This is a genomic window from Arthrobacter alpinus (assembly GCF_900105965.1).
GTDB classification, from domain to species: domain Bacteria; phylum Actinomycetota; class Actinomycetes; order Actinomycetales; family Micrococcaceae; genus Specibacter; species Specibacter alpinus.
Genome location: NZ_FNTV01000002.1, coordinates 330199 through 342186, shown reverse-complemented (window position 1 = coordinate 342186; position 11988 = coordinate 330199). Strand labels below are relative to the sequence as shown.

The following is an 11988-nucleotide window of genomic DNA, read 5'->3' as shown; positions in this document are numbered from 1 at the left end:
CTAGGCGCAAAGGGCTGTTGTCCCTATTCACGCTTTTCCTGTGCGTGGCGATTGTGACCCTTGGGCTGTCGGCCGTTCGCATCCTGGGCTCTACAACGCCGGCATCTGCCAACCCAGGGACTCCCGGGGTGACTCAGCCGGGGGTTCCCGTCTATTCGGAGGATTTCTCTGCTACGAGCGCAGCCGGTGTGCCGATTCAAATAGGAAACTATGTTGGGGGTGCGGCGGCCCTAAACGAGCAGTACAAGGCTGATGCGGCGTGGAGTCCTGGGGCGCAGGCCTGTAATGGTTGGATTTTGCGGCAGGGGACCCCTGTGCCGGCTAACCTGACATTGCTGGCACTGCCTCAAATTGGTGTCGTCACTAACAATGACCAGTGCGCGCGTAATACCGCTTTCACTGATCTGGGCAATATGGCCTATGCGATGGGCATTTACCAGGGTATGACGGTTGCGCAGGCGCAGGCTAACCAGATCCTTAGCGAATACACGAACTCCACGAGCGGTGCCCAGGCTGCCGGTATACAACTGGAAACCAAGACCGCAATCCCGGCTGTTGCCGGACATTTCTATGCAGTGTCGGGGATTTTTGGCGAAACGAATTGCCTTTCGCCCGCCCCTCAGGCGCAACAGAAATTCTCGATCCTTGTGAACGGGGTTGCGACGGTGGTCGGACAGAACCTCAATCCGTGTACAGATCCCTCGGCGCAGGTGGTCAATGGAGTCAAGATCGCGAGGCTGCAATCGGGTGCGATCCAGGTTCCCTTGACGGGCACCCCGACCCTGGGCCTCCGGGTGGAGAATACTCAGGCCAACGGCGCTGGCAACGATGTTGGCTTCGACCTCCCACAACTGGTGGATGTCACCCCGCAGTTGGACAAGTCCTTCAGCCCCACCACGATGACTCAAGGTGCGAGCACGACTCTGACATACACGGTGACGAACACGAGCGACCTAGCGGCCAAGAATGGGTGGCATTTTGTTGACAACCTGCCCGCCGGGCTCACCGCGAGCGGCACCTTGGGCGGTACGTGTGTCCGGACGGCGTCCAGCGTCGCCGCGGGCACTGTTGATGTCACTGGGAACTTGGCTGCCGGTAGTGCCTCGTGCACCATCACCGTGACGGTCACCAGTAATACTCCGGGCAACTACAACAACTCCGGTTGCGTTGCGAACAACGGCACGACGATTCCGAGCTGTACCAATAATTTCCCGACTATCTCGGGCATCAACCCTCCGGGCACGGCACCTTTGACGGTGCTGCCCGTCGTCGACCTTTCCATCACCAAGAGCGCCAACCTGGCCCAGTACACCCCGGGAGGCACGATCACCTACACGGTGACCGCCCACAACAACGGACCCAGTGACGCCATTAACGCCGTACTGACTGATCCGTTGCCGGCCTCCATCACCGGTGCGACTTGGACGTGCACGGTCACGGCGCTGGGGACGGCGAATCTGCCTCCCATATCGGGACCGACCAAGTGTGGTGCCGCCAGCGGAACGGGGAGCATTACTGACACTGTGCGGATCAACACTGGCGGAACCATCCGATACACCATCACGGGCACGGTTGGAATCGGGACGACGGGAAACGTGGTCAACAAGGCCACGATCATCCCGGCGGCCACGACCCCGATTCCCAATATGCCCGGCGGCGGTACCAACCCGGTGCCCGGGTCAACCACAACGGTGACTACCGTGGATACGAATTGTCCGCCGTCTCCCGGGAGTGGTTGTTCGGCCACGGTGACGACACCGCCGCTGCCGGGTGTGTGGACTGTTGCGAAAACTGCCATGGTCAACGGGACTGCTCCGGCTACCAATGTGGTTCAGGGTGGCGACGTTATCACCTACACAGTCAAGGCCACGGGTGTCAGCGGACTGAGCAGCAACGCCCTGCTGACAGATAACTTGGCCAACGTTCTGGACGACGCCACGTTTGTGGCGGGTTCGGCCACCCTCACGGTCGGTGGTGGGGCGCCCGTTGCGGTGCCCAACCCAGTGGCCCCGGGCTACATACTCACGACCGGAAAATTCAACCTTGCCCCCGGAGTGGTTGCAACATTGCGCTACCAGGTCACGGTCAAGGCCAATGTTTGGAACAAGCAACTCATCAATGTGGTCACCGGATCCGGCGACACCTCACCAACTACCTGTGCGGTGGGGGTCACCCCGGTGGCGCCCGTTTGCACCACCACACATCTGACTCCGGCCAAAGTGTTGATCCAAAAGATCGGCGAATCCGGCAGTGCTACCTGGGTCCCCATGGATGGCTCCTCTTGGGCTGTCTTCAATGACAACGCCGGCCAGCCGGGCACCCCCTACACAGGCACTGCTGTGGGTGCTGTGGTTCCTGCGTCTACGGGTCAGTTCCAGCTGAGCAATATTCCGGTTGGTACCTACTGGCTCACTGAAACCGCTGCCCCGGCAGGGTTTAGCTTGCTTGCGGAGCCGGTGCAGTTCACGATCGCGGCCAATGGTGCTGTGAGCATCGGTCAAGGTGCTGGTGGGGGAGTGGTGACTGCAGCGGATGCTGCGGGTTACGGAATCTTCACTATCACCGTTCGAGATGTACCTGCTCTGCAACTTCCCGAATCCGGCGGTCCCGGCACGGTTGCATTCACAGCTGGCGGATCTGTGCTGATTTTGGCCGCTGCAGGCCTCTTGCTCAGTCAGCGGCGACGACGCACTGACGGATCGGAAGTTAGCTGAGTGAAGCCACGATTCCCATCCCAGCGCCCGCGAGCACCCCAGGTGCTCCACATTCTTCCTCCATTGCACCAAATCTCTCATCACTCAATGAAAAATAGAAAGCAGAACAAGATGTCTCTGAACAACAAGCGCGGCCTCTGGCGGACAACCGCCGTTGCTCTGGCAGGAGCGGTGCTGGCATCGAGCTTCGCCATTACTCCGGCCTCGGCTGCCCCCATCGTTGATGGCAGCCAGACTGGTTCCATCACGGTTCATAAGTTTGAACGCCCCAGCACCCCCACAGGCCTGCCGGCTAATGGCACCCAGGTTGACACCACGGGCCTGACTCCGCTCTCCGGTGTTACGTTCCAGATTCAGCAGGTCAACACCATTGACCTGACTACGAACGCTGGCTGGCAGTCAGCCAACACCCTGAGCAACGCCTTTGATCCGGCCAACCCCTCAGGATCCATCACTGGCGCCGGCTACACCGTGGGTGCAGGCGTATCGCAGGTCACCGATGCTGCTGGTACTGCGGCGTTCCCCGACTTGGGCTTGGGCTTGTACCTAGTCACTGAAACCAACTACCCGGCCGGTGTCACACCGTCAGCGCCGTTCCTGGTGTCGGTTCCATTGACGGATCCGACCAACAAGGACAACTGGCTCTACGACGTTCATGTGTACCCGAAGAACTCCATCACCGGCGCTGAGAAGACCGTCAAGGATGCTTCTGCGATCAAACTCGGTGACGCTGTGAACTGGACCATCACCGCTGACATCCCCACGGATGCCGTCATCGACGGTTACAAGATCACAGACAAGCTCGATACCAAGCTGACCCACGTTGGCACCACCGCAACCTTGCTGGACGGTACCGTCCTCACCGAGGGAACCGACTACAACGTAGTCTTCGACGCGGCGACCAACACTGTCTCCGTAGTGTTCACCCCGGCCGGCCGCGCACTGCTGGCTCAGCACAACACGACCAAGGTAGTCGTTATTGTCAAAACAACGGTTAACACCATCGGTGAGATTGCGAACGTGGCAAACGTTTACCCGAACGCGCACAGCTTTGACGTCGTTCCCGGCCAGCCCGGTGGTCCCATCGTTACTCCTCCGGTTGTTACCAAGTGGGGAAATCTGACGCTTGAAAAGATCAACGAAAACGGTACAGCCCTTGCCGGTGCATCATTCTCTGTCTATGCCAATGAAGCAGACGCCAAGGCCGGCACGAACCCGATCAACCTGGCTGGCGAGACCGTCTTCACCGTCGGTACCGATGGCCAGCTGACCATCACGGGCCTGCGTTACTCTGACTTCGCCGATGGTGTTGCTCTGGTCCCCGGTGACGCGAACTACCGCACGTACTACCTGGTAGAGACTGTCGCACCGAGTGGCTATGAACTGTTGGCTGAGCCGATTTCCTTCTTGGTCAACGCAGCAACAACGGCCGTCGGTGTTGACCTGCAGGTCAAGAACGTCCCCTCCAACAGTGGCTTTGAGCTGCCCTTCACTGGTGGCCCGGGAACGTCGCTGCTCTACGGCGGAGGCATCCTGCTTCTCGCCGGAGCTGCACTGCTGCTGGTTCGCAACCGCCGCGCCAGCAACAACAGCTAGCACCCCCAGCAGCGACAGCTGTAAAGGACTAGGCAACTTAGCGGGGAAGTACGGGATAGCGCCGTTCTTCCCCGCTAGGCCGGGGTCCGTACGTGTGTACCTCTCAACTCAGTCCCAGGAAGAACGATGTCACTTCTCAGCAGCCCTGCTCGACGGCTAAGACGGCCGCGCCCACGCTGGAGTCTGCAACGGATGATGATCGTGATCGTTGCGACAGTCGGGGTGGGTGTTCTGCTCTACCCGACTGCGGCGGGCTGGTTCTCGGACCGGGTTCATGCCACTGAAATTAGCGGCTACGCAGACACAGTAAAGGATTTAGCTCCGACCGCGCAGGAAGAACTACTCGCCCAGGCACGCGCTTACAACGCGAAGCTACCGGCCGGACCTCTTCGGGACCCGTATTCGCTCAATGAAAAGGGCGAAAAGGAAACCGTCGGTTCGGGCTCTGAGGCCTACAAGAACATGCTCTCCGTAAATTCACACGGGATCATGGGCAATATCAGCATTCCCTCCATTAAGACGAACTTGCCGATCTACCACGGCACCGGAGAGGCCAGTCTGACCAAAGGTGTGGGGCATCTCTTTGGCTCATCGCTGCCAGTTGGTGGCACCAGCACGCACAGTGTGCTCACAGCCCATTCCGGGTACGTCAGTTCCACCCTGTTCGACTCCCTGAAAAAGGTCGTCACGGGCGACGTCTTCAGCGTCACAGTCCTCGACGAAACGATCTACTACAAGGTCGATCAAATCAAGACCGTGCTACCGGACGAGACTGACGACCTGCGCCAGATCAAGGGCAAGGACTACATCACCCTGATCACCTGCACCCCCACCGGCGTCAATACCCACCGCCTCCTTGTCCGGGGTGAACGCGTCCCCGCCCCGGATGCCGCCGCGAAGGGCCCGCAAACAATTCCCAGCAATGTCACCGACCCCGGCTTCCCATGGTGGGTGGTCATCCTCGTAGGCACCGCGGTCGGAGTGATCATCCTCAGCAGCCCCCAGAGTCGGCGAGTCCAAAAGACGAGCGAACGAGCAGAAGAGAATGAATAACGTAACGATGAGCGGTGAATCGGTTATCGATACGACCGAAATGCAGAGACGAGCCCCTGCCGTACCCCAGGAAACCAGCGCATATGTCGTCCTTGGCACGAATCGGGCCCCGGCACAGTATCCCCTGGCAGGGTTCTTTCCTGACGACGGCGGCACAGAGGAAGCCGGCATCAGCTTAGTCCACATGGCAGCGCAGGACTCGGCGAAGGTGGGTGATCTCCTTACATTCACTGCATGGATCTTGAACGCCACGAATCTAGTGCTCACGGATGTTTCATTACACCTCTGCTCGTTCACCAACGAGCTTGGAGAGCAGCTAAATTATAGGACTGAACCCCAGACTGTCGAATTCGTCAGGAGAACCCTTGGGCCCAGGCAGGCGCTGAAGTATTGCTTCAGCTACGTGGTGACCGAGCGGGACCTCGAAGAGCCGGGACTACTCATCAGCGCTCTCCGAGCCGATCTCGTGATGCCAGGCAGAGGACGGGTATTCAGTGAATGCGATGCCTTGATTTCCGTCGCTGTTCCCAGCGTCCTGTCGCTGCCATAACTGAACCATCAGTCCGTCCAGACACAACCTGCCCGGCGCAATGAGAGGAAAAGCAATGTCGCTACCTAGTTTCGTAGATGATCCTGTCCTGGAGCAAGTGCTTGTGTCCATGAAATTGCTTCTCCCAGAATGGCTAGTGCATCAACTGCACTCCGCTCTAGCGGTGGCAGGCAAATCAGAAGGCTACCTACGCGCCAATGATCTATTCGTCGAAGCGATTCACCAGGAGGTTCGACGTTTGCAGCACAGCTACAACTCCAATGCCAATTGGCCCGAGCAGGCAGATGTGAATCCAGCATGCACTCAAGAGTGCTCCTCGTAAATGTCCAAAGCTGCCCCAATGTGCCGTCATTGGCGCAGCTTGCTTCTGAAAGGTGATCAATGAAAACGGAAATCAGGCTTCCCTACAGCGAGGATAACTTCACTGTCGAAACCGAAATGATTCCGGCCCTCCGTGACCTACTCATCGTAAGAATCTCTGTTGGAGAAATCCGAATTGCATTGACTCCCAAAGAGGCGAAAGACCTTGGACACGCACTCCTCGACGCGAGTCTTCAACGACCATGAGATTTACGAAGAAGAGTCCTGAGACAACCCTCTCACCCCATGCCACACCGGCTAACCCTGCCCCCGACGAGAGGAGGACAGCTAAAAGCGATACTCAGTCCGACAGAATGCCTTGCCTGGGACTTTGCCCTCAGCATGACGGGCAGCAAATCCCCTGAGCCCCCAGGGACTTCCGAATGGGTTTCCATCCACACCCCAGAAAAACCGAGCTTTGACACGGTCGAACGGGCCAGCTGGTCAACGCTTCGAAATGCGTACGCCAGGCCTTTTCCGGGAGGCCGCTGATTTGATCGCCTATTTACCTCAGATCGAACACCGGCGCGCCCCTGTTAGGGTCACCCAAGCCGCCCTGGCAGAACTTTCCCGGATTGGAGCAATCGGCGAGATTACCTCCGATGAGTTGATTTATCCACTAGGCAACTTCCCTTCTCATCCCCACCATTAACCCTCATTCGGTGACCTGCGCCTTAGCCGTGATGTAGAACTTTTGACCCTGAAGGAATTCGAGCTGATTGTCGCATCAATCCGGCATACTCAACCCGCTCAGGCATAGGCCATTACCGATCAGTGAAGCAAAAGGACCAGTCCAAGATTCTGATTGCCCTTCGCGCGTCATGATTTGTCCATGCAGCACTCTCTATACGTGGGGGATGTTCCCTTTCCTCTCCGGTTGACACATGGACCTGAGGAGAAGGTTGGCATCCCCCACCACAGCTCACGCTACGTAGCGAATGACGAGGCGTGAGCTGGTTCCAACCGCCACCGAACCTTGGAAGTCCATGGGCTCCTAAGCAACTTGCTACCCACCCTGCTCGCCTATATCGAGGAAGAATTATGAAATCTACTAGAATGCTTAAGTCTGCTTGGGGGTATCCGGTGGCCCTGATCTTGGCCATGGTGCTGGCTATGGGGAGCATGCTGGGTCCCACTGAGATGGCTCAGGCGGCCCCCACCGTGACTTACCCGAATGCCATTTCCAACATTCAATTGGAACATGAAGACGGTAGCAGCGGCCCCTTGAATCAGTGGAGTTTTATCAAAATTACCGCAGATTGGTCTGTTCCCAACGGGTCTACGTCTGGAGATACCTTTGGCATGACTCTCCCGAGTGAATTCAGCCGATACGGTACCGGAGACTTCGACATCCTCGACCCGGTAACCAATAAAGTGCTCGCGACGTGCGTAGTGAGCCAGGGATCCGGCCCGGAAGTTGTCTGTACCCTGACCGATGCCATCGACGGGCAAGTCGACATCGGTGGTTCATTCTGGATGACCGCCCAAGCCAGCGAATCCACAACCCAGGAATCTGTTGAGTTCGATGTCAGCGGCGCAATCATTGCCGTTGATCTCCCCGGAACCGGGGGAATTACTCCCGAGGATATGACAGCACCTGAAAATCCCTACAAGTTCAGTGGCGCCACGGGCATCCCGGGAGAGTTCATATGGACCATCGGGATTCCCGATAGCTACATACAGAACCAAGCCTTCACAGTATCTGATCAGCTCGACGCGGCCGCGGAGAATCATCACTACACCCAAGAGATTTCATTGATGGGCCGCCCCGTAGCCGACGGTCAACTCGTGGGCGACTGGGTCACAATTGATCCTTCCGAGTACACGGTTGAGTGGGCCGCAGACATGAAGTCCTTTGAATTCACCGCTCACGACCTGACCAATACGGATTATAGCTACCGCCTGATCTACACCACCGAAGCTGAGGGCGTTGTCCTGGACGGTGACGTATTCGGCAATCGCGCCCAGGTAGGCACTACTGAGACATCCTCCACCTACGTCGTTAAGGCCGAGGGTGGTGGTACAGGTAGTGGGAAAGAATATACCCGTTTTTCCATCACCAAGGCCCTCACCGGTGACGCAACAGAGGCGGCACGCGATGAGACTTTTACTGTCCGATACGCCGCCAAAGGTTCTTTGGAAGAACCAAGGACCATGCTCGTTCACGTCGGCCAGTCCACGAAGAGCGAACGCTTTCCGCTGGGCTCCACCTTTGTCATTGAAGAGATCGATCTGCCGCAGCTTGCCGGCGTCGAATGGGGCGCTTGGGTGCTATCAGGTGAAGGGGTAAGCCCAGGATCGAATGGGACCTATGAGGTGACCCCCGGGACTACTGCCGGAGTCGATCTAGTTTTGACTAACACCGCCACAACGGTCATCACGCCCACTGTGGAGCCGACTGTGACTCCGAGCCCGTCTGTGACTCCGAGTGTGGAGCCGACCGTGAGCCCGAGCCCGTCTGTGACTCCGAGTGTCGAGCCCACCGTGATTCCGAGCGGGGAAACCGGGGTAGTTGCTGCACCGACCAACGCTAGGGAATCGTCCGCTCCTTCGGAAAATGGTCTTGCCATGACTGGGTTGAATCTCGGAGTGCTTGTTTCCGGGGCGGGTGCTCTCTTGATTATGGGTTTGGCATCTGTAATGCTCATCGGTCGCAAATCGAAGCGATCGCACTAACGTACTAAGAAAATGGGAGTGTCCCCACCGGCCAACTTTGGCTGCTGGGGGCACTCTTAGTTAGCCCTGTCGATTAGATGATCGAAAGGTTCAGTTCAAAGACCCCTTATGGTCGGCCCCTTTCGGAATGGCAGGACCCAGCTGATGGTCGATTCTAGCCGGCACTGTCGGAGTTGACGGCCGATCTCGCGGCTTTGAGAATGCCTATCCGATTGGACTTTATCGTCGTGAAATAGCAGTTTTAGTGTGGCCCAGCCTGATGATCTTCTTGGCTTTCGTTCTCGGGCGCGATCAATGTCGGAGGCACGCCCGGTTAGACCCGCCATACGTCCCGTAATTCAACGAAGGAGAAAAGCACATGGAGACCAATCGCGTCCGTGTTACAGCAGCGCTGTCAATTTTCATGGTTGTCGGCATGGGGCTGTCAGCCTGTGCCACAGGCGGAAGCACGGCAGGCCCGGCAACAATTTCCTCCAGCCCGACGGCGTCGACCGCTTCTGCTTCTGCGCGCACGCTCGTGCCCGTGCAGTCCGCTATGCCAGAGGAAACCGCCACGCAATTGAAATCATTGCCTGAGGGTGGCCAATGGTTGTATGCACTTAGCCACGAATCAACACGACCCGTCGACACTACCAGCGTGGTTCTGGCTGGTGATGCGTCGAATACTAACTACGACCATTCGACGTCTCAATACATGGGCTGCGAGGGAACACCGGATCAGAGCAGCTTCAAGCTAGAAGGCAAGTTCAAAGTCTTCAAGTCACAGGTGGGTTTGCGTTTGGGTACGCCTGCTGGGATCAAAGCGATTGTCGATGTCTATCTCGATGATGAACTCATCACCAGGCTGCAGATCGACAGCGACGGAGGGTCCCCTCTTCAAGTTGTTCTAACAGGGGGACAGTCGTTGAAGTTCATTGTCTCGAAGACGGAAGGCGAATGCGAACACTCTGAGCAAGGCTACTTGGCTTTCGGTAACGCGCAAGTATTTTGATCCAATAGATTCGCCCGAGAATTCAGGCACTGTCTCCGATGAACTCCCTGAGCTGGTGACAGTGAAGTCAAAGGACTCGAGTGTTATTGGCCCGGCTACCCAAGGATCTCCCTGATCTAGTTTTTTTGGGAAAGAACGCTTGGGTAGCTGGTGAGGTTCTCTGACGAGCCCGAAGTCCGGTAAACGGGCACTGACGCTCGTCCTCCACTAGATAACATGAAAGGTAAACCGCCTTTTTCAAGCCCTTGTGGATGTAGAAAGCCACTCCGCACCTCCACGTTCTTCCTTGAACTGGCATCACAATCGAATCTCATAAAGTCATTGGTGAAGCCCTTGGTTCATCAGAAGAAGGGAAACTGCCGTGCGCAACGATCGGTCACTGAAAAGTGAACGCTGCTTGGCTGTGGGTGATCTTTAAGACCATCCGGTAGGAGGGTAGTTATTCCTTGTGAGCATTGGTAGGGTTCGTATTCGACTTTCTTCGATGCCGCGAATTGGGTTTCTGTATGGGTCATCAAAGACGGCTAGGGCGGTGGTTTCGTTGTTCGTTGGCGCCTGCGTGCACACCATGCCCTTGTTGGAGAGGCCGGGACGGTAATTGATAGGGAAAACTGGCCGATGCTCACCATCCGACGAGTTTGAGGGCGCCGGTCGTGGCGATCGTTACCGTCCTTGCCCTGAGGACTATGTGGCCTCACTGTGAGTGTTCGCTCAGGCACTGCATCAGTAAAAACCGTGTTCCCCCACCCTGTTGGATCTGACCAAGTTACCAACTACACCTTGGCCCGACACGTTCCAGTGAAGCTTGCGGGTGCGGGGTTGTTGTAGGCACCGGGGTTCAGTGAATGTCGGCGTCTAGCTGTTGGGGTCGGTTTTAAGCGTAGGAATCGTCCATTTTCCATTGATGATGTCCGCAGCCCGGTTGAGGGCAGCGGCGTAGATTAGGGGACCGACAGCAAGTAGAAAAGCTGTTGATTCCGCCGTCATGGCTGTATGGAAGCGAGTGTCGGGGGTCTGTGCGAGCGTGTCACTGAGCTGTAAAGGGGATGGCCATGGTTGATCGTTGGTGAGGCCGGCCAGGAAGCGGGCACCGATCTCTACGATTTCTTCGGTTGGCTCAAATGTCATGGTGGTGGCCTTCAATCGTGGTCAGAGGTCTATCAGTGGTGTTCGGCTTGGACTGCCTCCGTCGTAATACGAGGAAGGTGCCCGCAAGGAGGGTGAAGGCTAGGTCGTTGTTGCATCGGGGGCGGGCATCGACCTAGCCTTCTTTCGATTGGTGTCGGAAACGGTCTCAAGTTTCCTTGTCCAATCTAAATCCAGCCCTACCACGGCGGGGATGCCAGCAGGGCCGGAAGTGTGAGGTGCTGTCGCACCTTGTCAGTGCCGACAGGCCCTTGACGGCAACAACACCCCACACTTCTATAGAGATCTTGGAACACGTTCTATGACGCAAAACTACACACCGGCAAATGAATCAATGAATCATCGCAGGATCAAAGATTCGGGGCAGGACCAGTGCCGGTTTGACCACAGTGGTTTCGGCACCGCTAACTCGCACAGATAGGTATGTGGACTAGTCAGTTGCTGTGAAGCGGTTACGGGCTTCCTCAACGTTCACGCCGAGGGCCTGTGCGATGTCCGTCCAAGCAGTGCCTTGGCTCCGGGCCAGGGCAACTGAGGCATCTAGCTCACGTTGGGCACGGCGCAGTTTTTCTGAGTGGCCTTCGACGAGTGTGAGTGGGTGTTCAATAAGCCATCCGCGTCCCATCATCTCGTAGTAGTTGAGTGTTTCGAAGCACTTTCCTAGTAGCTGGTATTCGTGCAGTTCCTTGAGCATTTCATCTGGGTCTTGATTGTCGAAGTCACTTGTGGTCCGGGGCTCGGCCTCAGGTTCCTCACGCATGGTGGTCCTCCTATTAGCTGATGAACGGTAAATTCGGTCGAATGGTCAGAAACATCCGGCGGCTGGTGCGGATCGGGGCTTCCTAATTTCAGGCGATGACGCGGCAGGAAATGACTCACTGTCGGCAGCAGATGATGATTTC

General features: G+C 57.1%; 8 protein-coding genes. 6 read left to right on the top strand and 2 right to left on the bottom strand.

What is annotated here, in order from left to right; translation table 11 throughout:
• Positions 1 to 44 precede the first annotated feature (44 nt).
• From BLV41_RS21135 to BLV41_RS21100, 6 genes are all read left to right on the top strand, one after another.
• Positions 45 to 2714 (top strand): DUF7927 domain-containing protein, encoded by a 2670-nt coding sequence (locus BLV41_RS21135; RefSeq protein ID WP_170835555.1) that lies wholly within the window; start codon positions 45 to 47, stop codon positions 2712 to 2714.
• A 111-nt stretch (positions 2715 to 2825) separates the two neighbouring features.
• Complete coding sequence (locus BLV41_RS21130; RefSeq protein ID WP_074713810.1) at positions 2826 to 4310, top strand: SpaH/EbpB family LPXTG-anchored major pilin; 1485 nt, start codon at positions 2826 to 2828, stop codon at positions 4308 to 4310.
• Positions 4311 to 4505: 195 nt separating this feature from the next.
• On the top strand, positions 4506 to 5363 hold the full coding sequence (locus BLV41_RS21125; protein WP_244517071.1) for a class C sortase: 858 nt from the start codon (positions 4506 to 4508) through the stop codon (positions 5361 to 5363).
• Positions 5356 to 5913, top strand: coding sequence for a hypothetical protein (locus BLV41_RS21120; RefSeq protein ID WP_139244550.1), 558 nt, complete (start codon positions 5356 to 5358; stop codon positions 5911 to 5913). Before BLV41_RS21125 ends, BLV41_RS21120 begins: the two co-directional genes overlap by 8 nt.
• Positions 5914 to 7329: 1416 nt before the next feature.
• Positions 7330 to 8949 (top strand): Ig-like domain-containing protein, encoded by a 1620-nt coding sequence (locus BLV41_RS21105; RefSeq protein WP_074713805.1) that lies wholly within the window; start codon positions 7330 to 7332, stop codon positions 8947 to 8949.
• A gap of 358 nt (positions 8950 to 9307) precedes the next feature.
• A complete protein-coding gene (locus BLV41_RS21100; protein WP_074713804.1) occupies positions 9308 to 9940 on the top strand; it encodes a hypothetical protein in 633 nt (210 codons plus the stop codon).
• 855 nt (positions 9941 to 10795) lie between these two features.
• Here BLV41_RS21100 and BLV41_RS21095 read toward each other — a convergent pair.
• Both BLV41_RS21095 and BLV41_RS21090 read right to left on the bottom strand, forming a co-directional pair.
• A complete protein-coding gene (locus BLV41_RS21095) occupies positions 10796 to 11068 on the bottom strand; it encodes a hypothetical protein (RefSeq protein WP_074713803.1) in 273 nt (90 codons plus the stop codon).
• 448 nt (positions 11069 to 11516) lie between these two features.
• Positions 11517 to 11846, bottom strand: a complete 330-nt coding sequence (locus BLV41_RS21090; RefSeq protein ID WP_074713802.1) for a hypothetical protein — start codon at positions 11844 to 11846, stop codon at positions 11517 to 11519.
• Between the last annotated feature and the right edge of the window lie 142 nt (positions 11847 to 11988).

Excerpts from the sequence above, each read along its gene's own strand:
- BLV41_RS21130 (WP_074713810.1), top strand. The coding sequence starts at position 2,826 with ATGTCTCTGAACAACAAGCGCGGCCTCTGGCGGACAACCGCCGTTGCT.
- BLV41_RS21125 (WP_244517071.1), top strand. The coding sequence starts at position 4,506 with ATGATCGTGATCGTTGCGACAGTCGGGGTGGGTGTTCTGCTCTACCCG.
- BLV41_RS21120 (WP_139244550.1), top strand. The coding sequence starts at position 5,356 with ATGAATAACGTAACGATGAGCGGTGAATCGGTTATCGATACGACCGAA.
- BLV41_RS21105 (WP_074713805.1), top strand. The coding sequence starts at position 7,330 with ATGCTTAAGTCTGCTTGGGGGTATCCGGTGGCCCTGATCTTGGCCATG.
- BLV41_RS21100 (WP_074713804.1), top strand. The coding sequence starts at position 9,308 with ATGGAGACCAATCGCGTCCGTGTTACAGCAGCGCTGTCAATTTTCATG.
- BLV41_RS21095 (WP_074713803.1), bottom strand. The coding sequence starts at position 11,068 with ATGACATTTGAGCCAACCGAAGAAATCGTAGAGATCGGTGCCCGCTTC.
- BLV41_RS21090 (WP_074713802.1), bottom strand. The coding sequence starts at position 11,846 with ATGCGTGAGGAACCTGAGGCCGAGCCCCGGACCACAAGTGACTTCGAC.